Below are 17,165 nucleotides of genomic sequence, written 5' to 3'. Positions count from 1 at the left end.
CATGACCGTCTTGGTTCGATCGCAGGACGCACTCATGCGTCGCGGATACGGTGACGTCATGTCCCCCTCACCGTTGATTGGCCGCGGTGAACTGCTGGCCGTCCTCGGTCGGGCGCTCGACGGCTCGGCGACGACGTCGACTTTCGTGGTGATGACCTGCCCGGCAGGCATCGGTGCATCGTCGATTCTGCGTGAAGTCGAACGGACGGTCAGCAGCGAGGTGCAGCGCACGGTTGTGCGCCGCGCAGGTGCGGTGCCGTGGGAAACGCACCTGCCGTTCGGCCTCGTCGCGCAACTCGTCCCGGGAGTCCGGATCGATGGGACCGACCCGGTCGAGCGGGGGCATCGCATCGCCGACACGTTGCCGACGGACGCAGTGACGATTCTGCTGATCGACGACGCACACGACTGCGACGCGGACTCACTCCGTGCACTCGCTTCCGCCGTTCGTCACCATCGATCCGCAGGACTTGCGGTCGTATGTACTCGAAAGCCGTTGCCCGACGGCTCTATCGAGGCGCACCGGGTTCTCGACCGCGCTGCCGACCTGACCCCGGCGGTGGCAGCGCTGACGGCGTCGGCCGTTACCGAACTCGCCGCGCTGCAGGGGATCATCCTGTCACCGTCCTCGGCTGCTCATCTCACGCGTCACACCGGTGGGCGCCCTCGATACGCCTTGGCACTGCTGGACGAGGTGCCGCGCGAGACGTGGAAGGGCGTTCGCCCCGACCTGCCTGCGCCCGCCTTCGTGGAAGCAGACGTTCGGCGCACTCTTGCTCTATGTACGGACGAGGCTCGGCGTCTGGTCTCGGCCGTCACCGTTCTCGAAGACGGCCGACCGTTGACCACGGTGTGCGAGGTCGCCGGTATCGACGATCCCTGGCCTGCTGTCGATCTTGCAGAACAATTCGCACTGGTGACCGTCCGACGCAGCTCCGCGGCGACCATCCTCGAGGTTCGCGATCCAACAGTTCGCGCCGCGGTGCTCGCGACGATGAGCAGAGTCGAGCGCGCGCAGGTGCATCGAGCCGCTGCCGCAGCCGAGTCCGACCCGGCCGATCAGCTGGCGCACCTTGTTCACGCGGCACCGCTGCCCGATCCACTGGTCTCGGACCGCTTGGACGCACTGGCAGCGACACGCGCAGGAATCGGCGAATGGGCCACGGCGGCAAGGCTGTACCTTCTGTCGAGTCGATCGACCAAAGAACCGCATGCACGCGAGGATCGGCTCGTTCGCGCGGTTGACGCCCTCATCGGTGCCGGGGACATGCGCACGGCCTCGGACTACATCGCCGAAATCGAAAGTCTGCGCGAGACCCCCACTCGCAATGCCGTACTCGGCTATCTTGCCATCCTGCGCGGCCGCCCCAACGAAGCCGAAGCTCGACTCATTCGGGCATGGCAGCTGGTGCGGACGCGGCACGACCCCGAGGTCGCTGCCGTGATCTGCCATCGGCTGGTACTGCACAATCTGGCGCGCTGCGACGGTGCCAACCTCGTGCTGTGGGCCGATCGTGCAGTCGAACTCGTCGGAGCTGACCACGCAACCGCAGTGGAAGCGCAGTCCATTCGAGGCCTCGGCCTGGCCGGCACGGGCCGTGTCGCAGAAGCGTTGAGCAGCTACCGAGATCTGTGGGGCCACGCCCATACCGGAGCCGTCGGACAACGTGTGCAGATGGGCGCCGGCTGGCTCCACTTCGCAACGGACCACATCGATCTCGCACGCTCGGAACTCGAAGCCGCAGCACCGACCGACTTTCTCGGCGGTTCGACGCGAATCTCGCTCTGGGCTCACGGTTGGCTGGCGCGCACCTATTTCGCCACCGGCGAGTGGGATGCAGCGCTTCGGTTGGTCGGAGCTGGTTCCGACCTGGCCGACCGTTCAGGTGCCGCTTTGATCGTTCCGCTGCTCCAGTGGACCGCGACGCAGATCCACGCGCTCCGCGGAGACTGGGAGGCTGCTGCAGCCAGCGCACACCGCGGCGATTCCGGCGCCCGCGACTACGAGATCATGAGGGTGCCGACGGCTCTCGGTCGTGCTGCCATCGCGGAGGCACAAGCCGACTATGCCGGGGTCCTCCGTGCCCTCGCCCCGTTGACCGAGCAGTGGGCTCAAGCCGATGTATCCGAACCCGGATTCTGGGCGTGGCCCGATGTGTATGCCAATGCGCTGATAGTCGAGGGTCGACTCGACGAAGCCGACAGGTTTCTGAGTCCGCACGAAGCCAGAGTGCGCGATCGCGGGCATCGCTCCGCGCACGCACGCCTTGCCTGCGCTCGCGGCCGGTTGCACGGCGCGATGGGCGATCTCGATTCTGCCCGAGCATCATTCGAGGACGCGCTCGCGTCATTGACACCACTGCCCCTGACGTACGACCGCGCCCGAGTCAACTACGCCTATGGACAGACCCTGCGCAGAGCCGGGAAGCGACGCGAAGCCGATGCCGTCGTCAGCGCGGCGCGCGAGGGCTATCTGGCATTGGGGGCCACCACGTACGTACGACGGTGCGACCGTGAACTCAAAGCCGGTGGCGTGCATGCCGTTCTGAAGGACAGAGCTCACGATGCATTGACCCCGCAGGAGGATGCCGTCTCGAGCCTGGTCGCCACCGGATTGACGAATCGCGAGGTCGCGGCCGAACTATTCCTGTCGGTCAAGACTGTTCAGTTTCACCTGACCAGGGTGTACGCCAAGATGGGTATCCGCTCGAGAGCGGAGCTGGCCGCTGCGCGATCCACCGACGACGGCTCGACGACCTGACCGCAGCCCATCCAATTTCGCAATGCCGAGGTAAGCACTAGGCAAAGCCCTGGTGTGACTCAGCCCACGATTTGGGACAGTGATGCAACCCGCTCGGCCGTCAGCGCCGATCAATCCTCGTAGCGGATTTCCCTGACCGATAAGGACACCGATGACTTCACCGGACTCCATCACGACCGGCGCTCCAGCCAACACCACCTGGGCCAGCGACCGACACCGCCGCAGCGTGTTGTGGATCGTCGCTCTATCCACGGCAGCAATCGTTTTCGACGGATACGACCTCGTTGTCTACGGCACCGTGCTACCGACTCTGCTCGCCGATTCCGCCCAACTGGGAGCACTGGATCCCGAGACTGCAGGCGCGCTCGGTTCCTACGCTCTGATCGGAGTCATGGTCGGCGCGTTGACGGCCGGAGCCTTCGGAGATCGGATCGGCCGTCGCAGAACGATGTTGACGTGCATCGTCTGGTTCTCACTCGGGATGGGGGCAACCGCACTCGCACAGAACGTCACGATGTTCGGCACACTTCGGTTCTTGACCGGCATCGGAGTCGGCGGACTCGTCGCCACCGTCGGTGCGATGATTGCCGAATTCGCACCACCCGGACGCCGAAACCTGTTCAACGCCATCGTCTACAGCGGCATTCCGGCCGGTGGCGTGCTGGCGTCGTTGGCCGCGATCACCCTGCAGGATTCGGTCGGCTGGCGCGGACTGTTCTGGATCGGTGCCCTCCCACTGTTCGTACTGCTACCGCTGGCCCTGCTTCGGATGCCGGAGTCCCCGCGCTGGCTGTTGGCGCACGGACGCGTCGCCGATGCACAGAAGATCTGCGCGAGGACCGGTATTCCGATGCCCGAGGCCGAACCGTTCGTTACCGGCGATCGCGTCGGATTCGCAGCACTGACCCGCAAGCCTCTGCTGCGTCCGACGGCTCTTCTCGGTCTGATGAGCTTCTCCGGGCTGCTGCTTACCTACGGCCTCAACACTTGGCTGCCACAGATCATGTCCGAGGCCGGGTACAACGCCAAGGGTTCGCTGTCGTTCCTACTGGTGCTCAACGGCGGTGCCATCGTCGGAGGTCTGATCGCATCACGCATCGCTGACCGCACCGGACCCCAACGCGTTATTGCCGTCACCTTCTGCCTTGCGGCGCTGTCGTTGGTTCTGCTGACCCTGAGCTTCCCCCTCGGCGTCCTGCTCGTCGCCGTGGCCGGTGCAGGCATCGGTGCCATCGGTACGCAGGTGTTGATCTACGGATTCGTCTCGAACTATTACCCCACCACCGCCCGTGCAGCAGGAGTTGCGTGGTGCGCCGGATTCGGCCGACTCGGCGGCATCCTCGGACCACTGCTCGGGGGAATTCTGCTCGGAGCCGGCATCGCGTCGTCCACCGCGTTCTATATCTTTGCCGTCGTAGCGCTGCTCGGCGCACTCGTCACCACCGCGGTTCCCGCGGTTCGGGCCCTGCGCCGACCTGATCCAGCACTCAGTGAGCCAGTGAAAGTAGCTGAATGACGGATACGTACGAGAGACCGACCCGGGGCCAGCTACCCGAACGTCGCCCGCCGAGTCTGCGCGCTTTACGCGCGGACTTCGGCTGGCAGTACGTCGGCGCAGGGGCAACCGGCGTGCTCTTCAGCGCAACCGGGCCGGTTGCGGTCATCATGGGTGCCGCGGCAGCGGGCGCGCTCACCGCCGTGCAGACCGCGTCGTGGGTCTTCGGAGTGTTCGTGCTCAACGGCATCCTGACCGTGGTAGCCAGCTGGGTGTACCGGATGCCGCTCAGCTTCTTCTGGACCATTCCGGGCACCGTTCTGGTCGGTCAATCGTTGGCGTCGCTGACCTGGCCGGAAGTCGTGGGGGCCTACCTCGCTACCGGAGTCCTCGTCATCGTTCTCGGAGTCACCGGCGTGGTCACGAGGCTCATGGCATTTCTGCCGCAGAGCGTCGTGATGGCAATGGTCGCCGGTGCATTTCTGTCGTTCGGAACCGGACTCGTCCATTCTGTTTCGACCAACGCGATCGTTGCCGGGGCCATGGTGGTTGCATGGCTAGCGCTGACCCGATCCGCTACGTGGTCGACGCGGATACCGCCGGTGCTCGCTGCGTTGGCTGCCGGTCTCGTTGCTCTTGCGGTAACCGGCGGATTCACCCGCATGAGCGGTCCGGCGGCAGAGTTGCCCCTGATCGGCTTGCCGGAACTCGTTGCGCCGGCGTTCAGTGGTGCAGCAATGGCGCAGTTGGTGATACCGCTCGCCATCACCGTGGTCGCGGTTCAGAACGGTCAGGGTGCTGCAGTATTGAACTCCGCGGGCCATCGGCCCCCGATGACCGTCGTCACCATCGCGTGCGGGATCTGGTCGCTTCTCGCTGCGCCGCTCGGTGCGGTGTCGACGTGTCTTGCCGGCCCTACCAACGCTCTGCTTGCTGCCGTCGGCGCACGGTCACGGCAGTACATCGCCGGAATGACATGTGGCGCAATCGCTGTCGTGGTGGGCCTATCGGCACCACTGCTGGTGCGCAGTCTGTCCGTAGTGCCTGCAACGTTCATCGCCGCCCTTGCGGGTCTGGCTATGCTCGAGCCACTGCGCGGTGCATTCACCGCCGCGTTCTCCGATTCGGTCGGTCGGCCGGTGCTCGCGCCCTTGGTCACCTTGCTGGTCACCATCTCCGGTACCGATGTGGGGGGACTCGGCGCACCGTTCTGGGGACTGGTCGCAGGTGTTGGAGTGACGTACCTGCTCGATCGCCGTCGGTCGCCTACCGTTCCAAGCGTTCACGAACGAGAACGATCCGCTCCCGCAACTCCTGTTCGTCGATGACGCCGTGGGTCATGAGGGAGTGTGCGAGTGCGACCAACTGGTTCTCCGGGTACGGCAGTGCGGCGTACGTCGTAGCGGACAGTTCATCTTCCTCGTCTCGACGCGCCGAGAAATTCGGGATCTGTGCATCGCACGCAGATCGATCGAGAACGTCGCACAGCGCGTCCAGGCTCGATTTCCACGGCGGCAAGGGGTTGCTGACCCCGTGCTTGGCCGCCATGTGCGGCCACACTTGATCGCGGGCGACGATGTCGCGCAACGTTTCGATCGGTTCGGCGGACGGACTCTGTGGCCGGTTCACGGCAGCACCTCCGACGACTCCGTGTCGGCAGGATGAAGTGCGGGCCGGGTGTCGGTGATGGCATTGGTGGTGACCCCAGGCTTCGGGAGAGCCACGCCGATGAGGCAGTCCCGCGTCAGAATCTCGGTGAGTTGATCCTCGGTCCACCCCTCGGTGCCCGCCGGGCGCACCGGCATCACCATGAACCGGTGCTTCTGGTTGGAATCCTGCACGCGAACTGCTGTTTCGGCCGGGAGATACAGTCCGAATTCGGCGAGCACCTGGCGCGGCCACCGGACAAGGCGTCGGCGATAGTTGGGCGTGCGGTACCACTCGGGCGAGTTACCGAGTATCGGCCTCGGGTAGCACGAACACAGTGTGCACACGATGACGTTGTGCAGCGTGGGGGTGTCCTCGAGAATCGCGAAGGCGGTGAAGTCGCTCGGTGTGCCGAAGCCGGTCGGATCGAGCCAATCGACCCCGACCTCTTTGCTGGCAGCCATTGGGTCCGCGAGTGCCAGTTCCTTGAACGCGGGGTCGAGCCACGCCTTGGCGACCAGGCGCGCTGCGGGCGTCGGGCCGATCTGCTCGGCGAATTCGGTGAAATGTCGATGTTCCTCGGCAGTGAAGAGTCCCTTCTCGATGCAGAGTTCGCGCAGCGCGATCTCCAGGACTTCGAAGTCGGTGACTTCCTCGACCATCGGTGCAACGGTGCGAGCGTGATCATGGCCATGGCCATGGCCATTGTCGTGGTCGTGGTCGTGTTCGTGTTCGTGTTCAGGGTCGGTCACAGGGGCCTCCGGTTCGGAGCGGGTTCGAGCCAGCGTTCGGGGAGCTCGGTCTGCAGGGTGTCCTCGGCGGTGCCGGTATAGCCGTCCCAGAGCCGGGACATCTCGAACCGGACGACGTAGAACCATTCCGGGACTGCGTCGGCTCGGTCCCAGGTCTCGTCCTCGGGTGCCGGGCTCTCGTAGGCAACCGCGGCGATCTCGCCCACCGCGCCGCGCACGTACTCCGGTGTGCGGGTGTAGAAGAGCACAGGGAAGTTGCGTACTCGAACTGCATCGCCGACGCCGAATGCCGGCGCGCCCGCGCGCCCGGCGAATACCTGCGGATCACCTTTCCCCATGGCGTGCACATGGTGGGTGTTGCGCGGAACCTGAGAACCGTCTCCTGCGAACTTCGGATAGGCCTGCGGCAGAGCACCGTTCAAACCGCCTTCGAACCGCCGGGTCACCTCGGCGATCCGGTCGCTGAGCTCACCGGAACTGATGTACTGCTTCTCGAGCAGAATGCGCGCGACCGCGAGCAGCCATCTGCCGTAGTAAGGGAATCCCAGGTAAATGGCGCGGCCGAGGTCGACGTTGCCCATCCGTCGGCGTTCTTCGGACACCCACACGCCTCGCCATGCGAGCACCTCGCAGAGGACGTAGGTCAGGTGTTCCCAGTTTTCGTATTCCTTGTTCTGGTACTTGATTGCGGCATCCGGTTCGCCGCCGACGTCATGTGGCGGCTTCATATAGGCCGCGAACCTGGCGTGGTCGATGAGGTCGGGTGTCGGCGCGTCGGGGAGTTCGGGGTACGCGGATTTCAGGCGTGCAACGAGGTCGAGTTGTTCTGCGCGTTCTGCCGACGTGGTCATAGGAGACGCCTTCGTTTCTCAGACGATTCGTCAGACAAAGTTCTCACATTTGTCGCGCGCACGCAGCAAAAACGGTGGTTGATCGCAGGCAAAAATATCGAGGACGTATTTCGTTCAGAACGGCGGGGCGATGCGCAGCTCAGATCCGACCTGCGCGATGTCGAGTGGAGGTGAGCTTTGACCGATGATGTAAACCCTGAGGTTCCCGCCGATGAAACGGTAGTCGATGCGCGATCTCCACGTCCGAATGTAGCGACCGTCTGCGGATGTGGCTTTGAGCTCCACAACCCACGACTGAAAGCTCTCCTTCATCACGCAGATCGGAAAACTGTAGCTGGCCAACATCCACAGCTCGTCGCTACGGCTGTACGTCTGACCGGAGGCGACATTCTGTTTGAACGCGAACCCGCCTGTGCGGTCGTTGACGCACTGCCGACCCCAGCCGGCCTGATCGCTGCGATCGTCCGGCGACACGGATGCTTCCCACGTCGTTCCCCCGGAACCGCCACCGGGGAAGTCCCACTTCAACGTCCGGGCTACGCGCTCTTCGCCGACGATCGGGCCGCTGTCGGCCGACCCGCTCGAACCAAAGTTCGGAAAAGCTGGTGCAGCCCCGGCGGGCTGGGCTGCCAGCGGCAAGGCGATCACAGACGCCGCTGCGATGGTCGCGACTGCGAGCCGAGATACGACGCCGTTCTTGAACGTGGGAATACGCATGCGTCATTCGACCACTCAACTGCAAAGATTTTGCATATCGGTCGGAAATGGCGCACCGCACCGACAGACGACGCACTGGCTCGTCGAAGGTCAGGAGTATTGAATCTCGGACAGGTAGCACGCCTTCAACGTCCCGGGTGCCGGATCGGTAGCACCGAAGAATTGCTGTTCACACTTGAAGGACCCGGCATTGACACGCTTCTCGACGTGACTGCTGCTTTCGAAAGTCGCTGCCCACGTCACCTTGTAAGACTTCGCGCCTGCGGGGGAGTTGCACGTGTACCCCTCTGCCGTGCAGTAGTAAGGGCCTCCATCGGAAGTTGCCGTGTAGTGCAGCGGGGGTCCCAGGACAATTAGTGGCTCGCGCCGGACTGCTGTGTCGCTTACTTCGCAGGTGGCCGCGCCCATGATGCAAGCTCCCATCAGCACTGGCAACACAGGTTTCTTGACGAATATGACGCGGGCAACGGACACCCGATTGTCGGAGTCGGTCACCACGTAGTCGTAGTTGGCCTCCGAATCCCGGTAGAAGCAGGATTCGAAGGGATCGGAGGCTTCCGTCTCGAAGAATGTGTCCCGCCCTTGCTCCAAGCACTTACCGCTGAGGAACTTCGACTGCACCGTCGGATTGACAAAGCCCTGTTTGAAAGTGATGTCGTCGACGTTGTGGATACGGTCGAAGTTGATTCCTGGTGCGCCGTCGGATCCGGGCGGCCCATCGGCCGAACCTCCGCTCAGGCTCGAGCCGGTGCCGGGGAGTGTAAATGGGTCTGCATGGGCCACCGCGGATGTCAGACAAGCGGTGAACGCAATGAGCGCAACTACAGCGATTGTCACCACGCGGCCGAGAGCGATCCCGAAAACTCGTGGCATGAAATTCCTGTCCTCGTAGATGGGTGCCGAAGGGTCGTCTCCGTTGGAAAAGGAACTTAGAAACACTGTGCAATTTTTCTGCATACGGGAGCACCTGAAAGAGTCGGCTTCGCAAACCATCCGGTACGCGGTGGGTTCGCGACGCAGTCGCGTCGGCGCGGCGTATTCGGTAAGCGTTCGTGGCCATACCGGCCGCAGTTACACTCCGACAGTGAGAGCCGATGCAGCGGAAGTCGTGATCCGCCTTGCCGGGCATGTAACCCTCACGTTCGGCGGCCGTGAAGTCGATCCCCATGTTGTCGGTGGTCCGAGGTGCGCTCAGGTTCTTGCATTCGTGGCGCTGAACCGTCACCGCGACATTCCTCTCGACGAACTAGCGGAGGTGCTGTGGCGGTCACAACGTCCGCCGACATGGAAGTCAGCGTTGCGGGTCTCCCTGTCGCGGGTGCGGGAAACAGTGCGACACGTCGGTTTGCCTGCAGAATGCCTTCGCTCTCGCAACAGCAGTGTGCGCCTGACGCTACCGAAGTCGATGTGCACCGATCTCGAACTTGCGCGCCGCTACGTCGACGATGCCCTCAACGATCCGAAACATGCTCTCGCGAACGCCGAACGGGCTTTGGATCTCCTCTCCGCCCCATTTCTCGACGACATCTCCGGTTCGTGGGCCGACGCCGTGCGTTCCGAGGCCACCATGCTGAGGATACGAGCGCTCGAACTCGACGCAGAATGGTCGCTGCGGGCCGCGCTTGCGGCCCGCGCAGCAGAGTCTGCGCAGATCCTGATCGGATTGGATCCACTACGCGAGAACGCCTATCGACTGGCCATGCGCGGTCAGATTGCTATGGGTGAACGAGGGCATGCGTTGGCTACCGCCGCCCGGTGCCGGCGGGCCTTGGCCGAAGAGCTGGGGACAGCGCCGTCGGAGGAAACCGAGGAGTTGTATCGCGAGATATTGCGAGATCACGCGACCCCTGCCGCCGTCGACGAGTTCGCTGAGCAGTCGGTGGTCCCTCGTCACGGACTCATCGAACGCGCCGCGGAACTGGCGGTCATCGGCGATGCGGTCAAGCGTGCGTCGGTCGGCAGCGGTCAATTCGTTGCGGTTGTCGGTGAAGCCGGCACCGGCAAGACTTATCTCATACTCGATGCGATGGACCGGGCGGCTGAGTTCGGGGCGACGGTGTTGTTCGGCCGGTGCAGCGAGGAAGCTGTCGTGTCGTTCGAGCCGTTTGTCGAGGCAATCGGCCGAGAGATCGACGACCTCGGGCCAACTCGCGCCCGAGAGCGTCTACGGGCCGTGGGACCAGCTCTGAGGCGCCTCATTCCGGGTGCCGCGCGCGTCCTCGGTGAGTCGGAGACCACCTCGGCTACCGACGATGACCGAGCGGAAATCATGTCCGGGGTGTCGGAGTGGCTCACCGCGCCCGATCGGACCTCGCCTGTAGTCATGGTGATCGACGACCTCCACTGGGCCTCGCCCGCAACGGCCGACGTCCTGCGTTACGTCATCCACTCGTCCGAGTCTGCGCGCGTGACGGTTCTGACAACACTGCGTGAAGAATTCGTCGACCGACCCGATTTGCGCTCCATTCTTGTCAGCTCCTCCCGTTCGCGCGGGGTCCACCGCATCGAACTCGGCGCGTTCGACTTGGCTGAAGTCAAGGAGCTCGTCGAGGCATCAGGAAGCGCTCACGACCCGACGCTGTTACACGAACGTACCGGTGGCTTACCGTTTTTCGTTTCGTCGCTGTTGTCGGCGCACCAGCAGGACACCGAGGAACTCCCAGCGTCTGTTGCGGAGTCTGTTGCGAATCGGATCCGTTTGCTCGGCCAGCCCGCCAACGAGCTGTTGGCGCTCTGTGCAGTCGTCGGCCTGCTGGTACCGCGCGCTGTATTACGCGCGGCTGCAAGCTCTCTCGACGACGAGGTCTTCGCATCGTCGCTGGACGAGCTGAGCCGCGGCCGCTTGATCATTCAGTACGATGCTCGGAACGAGATCGCGATCCGCCATGCTCTGGTCCGTGACGCTGTCTACTCCGGCATCGCCGATGGACGCCGCGCGCACATCCATTCGCGCATTGCTCGCGCGTTCCAGGAATTCGGACTGGGCCATGAACCGGACGGCTACGCGAGACTGGCCTATCACTCGAGCCGGGGTTTGGACGCAGACCGGTCACGCGCGGTCGATTACTCCATCCGTGCCGGCGATGCCGCCGCTGCGATCGGAGCATACGAAGATGCGGTCGTTCTGTACCACGCTGCCGCTGAACGGTTGACCCCCCGAGGGGATTCAGCGCGGCGGTGCCGGCTGCTGATCGACCTGGGTCGAGCACAACGCCAGGCTCGCGACCCGGAATTTCGGCCCACGCTGCTCGAAGCCGCGCACATGGCGCGCCGACTAGGCGACACCGACCTACAGGTGGCCGCCACGCTCGCCAACAACATGCATGGGATCCTCTTTGTGCAGATCTTCGCCGATCACGAACGCATCGACAGCCTGTACGACGCTCTGCACGCACTCGAAAGCACTGGGCGGGTCGACGACTCCGCGGTAGCGCATGTGCTCGCACAGTTGGCCGTCGAGTTGATCTGGACAGCGGACCACCAGGTCAGGCGCGCACTCTTGATGAGGGGCATCGACGTCGCCCGCGCTGCCGGAGACGCAGCCGCGGAAAGGGAGGTTCATTGCGCTGTACTGGTCGCATTGCGCACCCCTCATATGGCGGATCTCAGGTACACGAGCTATCTCGAATTGTTGCAACTCCTCGGCTCATCACCGGGGCGGGCCCAGGAACCTTTGACCGCGATCTGGGTAGCGCGAGCTCAGATCGAGTTCGGTCAACTAGCTTTCGCCAGGCGCACCATCGGAATGGTGTCCCCGGCGCAGACGAGTCGCGATCCAGAGCTGGCGTGGCTCGTGTCGAGCGTTCAGTTCGGGGTGGCGTTGGCTGCCGGAAGACTCGAACGGTGTGAACGCGACCTAGAGGCGTTGACCGCCATTCCCGTGTATCCGTTGGAGACGTATTCCTTCGGTCGGATGCTTGCGTTCATCTGCGGACTGCGCGCGCTTCGCGGCGACATGCGCACGATCGTCGACGCCGCAGACGAACTGACTGCCCGGTTCGACATCGTCGATTCCTATCGGCCGATCCTCGCGCTGGCGTACGCCGATGTCGGAGACGTCGATGCCGCGACCGAGCTCCTGGCTTGGTACGACCGGCCTAGGGTGGAGGCCATCGCGGTCGATCACGTGTGGCCCAGCGCAATGGGCGTCCTCGCGCGCGCCGCAGCGTTTATCGGCAATACCGTTGTGTGCGAAGCAGTTTACGATCTTCTTCGTCCGCATGCTGACACCACACTCAGTGCAGTCTCGATTGTGTACGGAGTGACGCATCACCATCTGGCGCACCTGTCCATTGCGCTGGGCGAGTACGAGCGAGCGCGGCTGCATCTCGATGATGCACTTACGGCGCACCGGGCCCGGGGTTACGATGGCTGGTACGCCGAAACACTCTATCTAGCAGCATTGTTGGCAACCAGAACCTCCGCCGAAACATCGGAGGAGCTGGCCCGGAGAGCACGCCGAGCTGCAGCTGATACCGGTGCCACTGCGGTCGCCCGACGCTTGGACATGCTCGGTTCGAATCAAGAAGTCTGAGCTGTGCCGCTACTGCCCAGAGTGCGCATGGGTACGAGCCGTTGGGGGAGTCAGCGGATTTCCCACCGCCGCAGACAGCAGTGCAACCGTTCATCGCTGGGAACTGCGCGGCGGTATGCAAAAAAGTTGCACTCCGGCACCATGATGAGCACAACTGTGTCCCGTCGGTGCGCAGCCGAACACCCACTACGACGTGTCAGGAACCGGACGATGCGAACAACACCGCCGCGACAGTCGGCATCGCTGCAGAGCACGAACGGCGTGCGCCTGGTCGTGCTCGCCGCCGTGGCCGTCTGTGTGGCTGCAACGTCTGCTGGGTGCGCCGAAACTTCGGACCAACGTGCCGGTCTGGTCGACATACCCACTAGGACTGCAGCAGCTGCGACCACATCGGATGCGCCCACACCTGCCGCCGGAACGAGCACGGCGCCCGCTGTCGACAATTTCACCGTCCTTCCCACATTTACATGTTTGAAAGACGAACCTGCCAGGTCCGTCGTGACTGTCGGATGGAGCGCTCCCTCCGCCACCGCGGTGACACTGTCGCTCGACGGGCAGCCACTGCAGACCGGCATTCGAACCGAGGTTCCCTTTCAGGTTCCTGCAGGTGGACCCACGGGCATCGGTGCCGCAGTCGTATTCGACTGTCGCAGCTCCGATGTCCACACCATCGAGGTTGTGTGGACAGACGGTACGTCGTCACAGTCCCGCACCGTCACGATCACGAAGGAGTCGAAGAATGGCTGACCTGGTTCGCCGAACAGACTCACTCGACAGACGACGATTCCTGAGCCGGATGGCACTGTTGGCCGGGCTTCCGCTACTCGGCGCCCCGATCTTGTCCGCGTGCACCTCCGGCAGAGACGCAACCGAGGGCGCGACATGGTTTGAGCCGAAGGTGCGCACCAGCGAGAACGGTGTACTGAAGACGCAACTGCGCGTGGTCGATCGAGACGTCGCTCTCGGCGGCGGGCAGGTCCGTGCGGTGACCTACGAGGGGACCTATCCGGGACCAACCTTGGACGTGCGACCGGGTGACCGGATCGAGGTGTCGCTGATCAACGAGATCGACGAACCAACAAACCTGCACACTCACGGCTTTCATGTATCACCGAAAGCACCCAGCGACGACGTGTTGTTGGCCATCGAGCCCGGGGACACGTTCGACTATGCATACGACCTGCCGGCGGATCATTCCGCCGGCACGTTCTGGTACCACTCGCATCAGCACACGATCAGCGACACCCAGGTTTTCGGCGGGTTGTTCGGCGCTCTCATCGTACGAGGTGAGCTCGACGACCTTCCAGGTGTACGGGGCAGGCCCGAACGACTGTTGGTGTTGAGCCAGACTCAGATCGAAGACGGCGAGATGGTCCCCGGGGACAAGAGTTCGAACGATCTGCAGCAAACACTCGTCAACGGCACGTACCAGCCCACCACCGACATCGCACCGGGAGAGATCCAGCGTTGGCGCTTGATCAACGCAAGTTCGCTGTTTCTTCGGTTGCAACTGGACGGCCATCCGATGCACGTGATCGCGATCGACGGTGATGCTCTGACGTCGGTGACGGCCAAGGACGTCGTCGAAATCGTGCCGGGCGGTCGCGCTGACGTCTTGATCGAGGGAGCGAACACCGGAACCTATCAACTACGTTCGTTGAGCTGGGAGGAGTTCGGTCCGTTCTACTCCTCGATGGTCCCTGCGGCGATGCCGCTGCTCAACCTCGAATCAACCGGGGAAACGCAGGATTCAGAACCCATTCCCACAGCACTGTTGCCGTTCGACGACCTACGCGACGCGGTGATCGATCGACGCCGCGAGTTCGTGTTCGAAGAGCTCGAGCCACGCGGCACCGGCGACATGGGCCACTTCATGTACTACATAAACGGCGTCATGTTCGATCACCACGTTGTCAACGAAACAATGATTCTCGGCGACACCGAGGAGTGGCATTTCGTCAATCGCACCTACGAACCACACCCAGTGCACATACATGTCAATGATTTTCAGGTCGTCGCTGTCAACGATGAGCCAGTCGACGAACAACACTACCGAGATACCGCTATGCTTCCGCCGTTCGGCAGCTTGACGATTCGGCACCGGTTCGAAGACTTCACCGGGCAGTTCGTCATGCACTGCCACATTCTGTTTCACGAGGACCACGGAATGATGCAACTCCTCGAAGTCGTCGAGCGACCGGCTTGACCGGCTCTTCGAATCTGCCTGTGTTCACGTGAGCCTGAAGGTGATGACGTTGTCGTTCGTGACCGTACAGGCGAGAAGTCTCAGGTGCGGTGTGCTGCCGCAGCGGGCGGTGATGTGGCCTGTCGTTGGATCCCAGGTGACCGAGAAGTTGGCGCGACCCTGCGGTGCTGGGTAGTAGATCGTGATCATCTGGATCGTGTAGTTCGTCGAGGTGGTGCAGTGCGGCGGGTACGTGTTCCGCGAGAAGGTGAGTACCGCAGTGTTGCTCGTGGAGAATTTGTCGCTGTCACCGGGGGCGTCGTAGACGACGCAGTCATAGCCGAGCGCCGTCACGATGGCGTCGCCGTTGGCAGGCGGCGCGTCGATTCTCACTGTCAACGTTCCCGGTATGTCATTTGTGGACATCGGTGGGGCCTGGGCGCCTGCAGATCCGCTGCCGAGTAGGCCGAGAAGATCGGTGATGGGATCCGCGGAGGCAGGGGTCGCAACGATCGCGGTAGACAGTACGGTCGCAGCTGCGACGGCTGCTCGGGTCACACGGCGCGGACGGCGTACACGGCACACGGGAGCCCTCGAAGAGTCGGTGTTCACTGCGGGTGACCTCCTGTTACTCGGGTCGGCTGTTGCAGGCGCGACCGTCAGCGGCGTGGGTGGGTCCTCGAGCCGACGGGGGTTCGAGAACTTTGTGTGCTTCCTTCGGGAGCTATGTCTGTACTCGAGTCTGGTTCCACCGGGACATCATGAGAACAGGGGAGTGCAACTATTGTGCAAACCCCGCTCGCGGAGGCAGCTTGACCGCCCTCGCCGTTACGTCCGCCCATTCAGGTGATGCGACTCCTGGCTTCCCATCCACAACGACCAGTCCGAACGTTGTCGACAGCACGCTTCCTATCCGACCTGCCGTTGTGCAATACTCATTCCACTAACAGACTAGTGGAATGCGGGTTTGATGATCACGTATCGGATCGACCGGCGTTCCGGCATCCCCGCGTACGTGCAGATCGTTCTGCAGACCAAACAGGCGTTGCGCCGGGGGGAGCTGGCAGTCGGCGACCAATTGCCAACCGCCAGAGATGTTGTCGAAGCTCTCACGATCAACCCCAACACCGTCCTGAAGGCCTATCGCGAGCTCGAGCGAGACGGATTGGTCGAGCCGCACCCCGGCGTCGGAACCTTCGTTGTCGCGACCCTTGCGAAACCTGGCATGGCAGAGAAAACCGCATTGCAGCGGGAGCTGAACCGGTGGCTTGACCACGGCATTTCGGCAGGCTTGGAGAAGGCCGACCTCGAGGCCCTGGTTGCATCGGCGCTGGACGACCGCTACGACGACGAAGGAGATCAGCAATGACGGATTCGGTACTGTCCATGAGCGGCGTCGAAATGTCCTTCCGCGGAACTTCGGTGTTGAGCGACTGCACCTTCGACACAGAACGTGGAACAGTCACTGCACTCGTTGGTTCCAACGGAGCCGGCAAGTCGACACTCATGTCGCTGGCGGTCGGTCTGCTCACCCCCGCCAAGGGTGAGATCACTGCACTGGGTCAGCGCGTAGGGCAACGAGGCATCACACCTGGAATGTCTTATCTCGCACAGCACAAGCCGTTGTACCCACGTTTCACCGTGACGGAAATGCTGCGATTCGGGCGAAGCAACAACCCCTCGTGGGACAACGATTACGCCACGGAACTCGTCGAAGCTGCCGAAGTCCCGATGTCGGCGCGGGTCAAGTCGCTCTCGCCCGGTCATCGAACGCGCGTCGCTCTTGCGCTTGCCCTTGGCCGTAGACCCGAACTACTCCTGCTCGACGAGCCGCTTGCCGATCTGGACCCCGTGGCCCGACGAGACGTTGCACGGACTCTGATGCGCGACGCAGCCGAGCGCGGTACAACCATCATCCTGTCCTCGCACGTCCTCTCCGAATTGGTCAATGTCGCGGACCAGCTACTGCTGTTACAAGACAGACACATTCGACTCTCGGGTGCCATCGACGACGTCACCGAGGAGCACTACCTGTTGGTGGGATCCGGTGATCCTGGCGGCGTCGCGAACGGCGGATCGGTCATTGCCGAGATCCATGGATCCGGTGGCGTCGCGTTCGTCGTCCGTGGACCCCGCCCGTCACCCACTGGTGGTTGGCACGTGGACGACGCATCGCTCGACGACGTCGTTCTTGCATATCTCTCCGCGCGGAGTGCTTCGTGA

Annotated in this window: 14 protein-coding genes; 8 read left to right on the top strand and 6 right to left on the bottom strand. The window is 63.2% G+C overall.

Translation table 11 applies throughout. From position 1 onward, the window contains the following. Position 1 precedes the first annotated feature (1 nt). The 3 genes from D8W71_RS17890 (at position 2) to D8W71_RS17880 (ending at position 5,584) form a co-directional block, all read left to right on the top strand. Positions 2-2,761, top strand: a complete 2,760-nt coding sequence (locus D8W71_RS17890) for a helix-turn-helix transcriptional regulator (protein WP_201265118.1) — start codon at positions 2-4, stop codon at positions 2,759-2,761. 151 nt (positions 2,762-2,912) lie between these two features. Then, positions 2,913-4,277, top strand: a complete 1,365-nt coding sequence (locus D8W71_RS17885) for an MFS transporter (RefSeq protein ID WP_121115256.1) — start codon at positions 2,913-2,915, stop codon at positions 4,275-4,277. Beyond that, positions 4,274-5,584 carry a benzoate/H(+) symporter BenE family transporter gene (locus D8W71_RS17880; protein WP_121115254.1) on the top strand — a complete coding sequence of 437 codons (1,311 nt, stop codon included), beginning with the start codon at positions 4,274-4,276 and terminating at the stop codon, positions 5,582-5,584. Before D8W71_RS17885 ends, D8W71_RS17880 begins: the two co-directional genes overlap by 4 nt. On the opposite strand, the gene D8W71_RS17875 is transcribed toward D8W71_RS17880, so the two are convergent. From D8W71_RS17875 to D8W71_RS17855, 5 genes are all read right to left on the bottom strand, one after another. After that, on the bottom strand, positions 5,523-5,804 hold the full coding sequence (locus D8W71_RS17875; protein ID WP_236078061.1) for a thiocyanate hydrolase: 282 nt from the start codon (positions 5,802-5,804) through the stop codon (positions 5,523-5,525). The two genes, D8W71_RS17880 and D8W71_RS17875, sit on opposite strands and share 62 nt — an antisense overlap. Before the next feature lie 77 nt (positions 5,805-5,881). Beyond that, positions 5,882-6,565 (bottom strand): thiocyanate hydrolase subunit gamma, encoded by a 684-nt coding sequence (gene scnC, locus D8W71_RS17870; RefSeq protein ID WP_121119485.1) that lies wholly within the window; start codon positions 6,563-6,565, stop codon positions 5,882-5,884. 86 nt (positions 6,566-6,651) lie between these two features. Beyond that, the gene (locus D8W71_RS17865) at positions 6,652-7,506 is read right to left on the bottom strand and encodes an SH3-like domain-containing protein (RefSeq protein ID WP_121115251.1); all 855 of its coding nucleotides are present in this window, start codon (positions 7,504-7,506) and stop codon (positions 6,652-6,654) included. 114 nt (positions 7,507-7,620) lie between these two features. After that, positions 7,621-8,223 carry a hypothetical protein gene (locus tag D8W71_RS17860; protein ID WP_121115248.1) on the bottom strand — a complete coding sequence of 201 codons (603 nt, stop codon included), beginning with the start codon at positions 8,221-8,223 and terminating at the stop codon, positions 7,621-7,623. A 90-nt stretch (positions 8,224-8,313) separates the two neighbouring features. Next, positions 8,314-9,096 (bottom strand): hypothetical protein, encoded by a 783-nt coding sequence (locus D8W71_RS17855; protein ID WP_121115245.1) that lies wholly within the window; start codon positions 9,094-9,096, stop codon positions 8,314-8,316. 211 nt (positions 9,097-9,307) lie between these two features. Between D8W71_RS17855 and D8W71_RS17850 the strand changes: the two genes are divergently transcribed. From D8W71_RS17850 to D8W71_RS17840, 3 genes are all read left to right on the top strand, one after another. Next, entirely contained in the window at positions 9,308-12,757 is a 3,450-nt protein-coding gene (locus D8W71_RS17850; protein WP_161965468.1) for an ATP-binding protein, read from the top strand. 210 nt (positions 12,758-12,967) lie between these two features. After that, positions 12,968-13,504 (top strand): hypothetical protein, encoded by a 537-nt coding sequence (locus D8W71_RS17845; protein WP_121115241.1) that lies wholly within the window; start codon positions 12,968-12,970, stop codon positions 13,502-13,504. Then, complete coding sequence (locus tag D8W71_RS17840) at positions 13,497-14,963, top strand: multicopper oxidase family protein (protein WP_161965467.1); 1,467 nt, start codon at positions 13,497-13,499, stop codon at positions 14,961-14,963. The genes D8W71_RS17845 and D8W71_RS17840 overlap by 8 nt, the downstream gene beginning before the upstream one ends. Positions 14,964-14,987: 24 nt before the next feature. Here the strand turns inward: D8W71_RS17840 and D8W71_RS17835 are convergent, their stop codons facing one another. Continuing rightward, a complete protein-coding gene (locus D8W71_RS17835) occupies positions 14,988-15,554 on the bottom strand; it encodes a hypothetical protein (protein WP_153275394.1) in 567 nt (188 codons plus the stop codon). Between the two features lie 358 nt (positions 15,555-15,912). On the opposite strand from D8W71_RS17835, the gene D8W71_RS17830 reads away from it, so the two are divergent. Together D8W71_RS17830 and D8W71_RS17825 are read left to right on the top strand one after the other, a co-directional pair. Next, positions 15,913-16,311, top strand: a complete 399-nt coding sequence (locus D8W71_RS17830; protein ID WP_121115235.1) for a GntR family transcriptional regulator — start codon at positions 15,913-15,915, stop codon at positions 16,309-16,311. Further along, entirely contained in the window at positions 16,308-17,165 is an 858-nt protein-coding gene (locus tag D8W71_RS17825) for an ATP-binding cassette domain-containing protein (protein ID WP_121115233.1), read from the top strand. Before D8W71_RS17830 ends, D8W71_RS17825 begins: the two co-directional genes overlap by 4 nt.

This window comes from Rhodococcus sp. P1Y (assembly GCF_003641205.1).
GTDB lineage: Bacteria > Actinomycetota > Actinomycetes > Mycobacteriales > Mycobacteriaceae > Rhodococcoides.
Note: the sequence above shows the minus strand (reverse complement) of the source record. Positions and strands in the feature narration are given on the sequence as shown.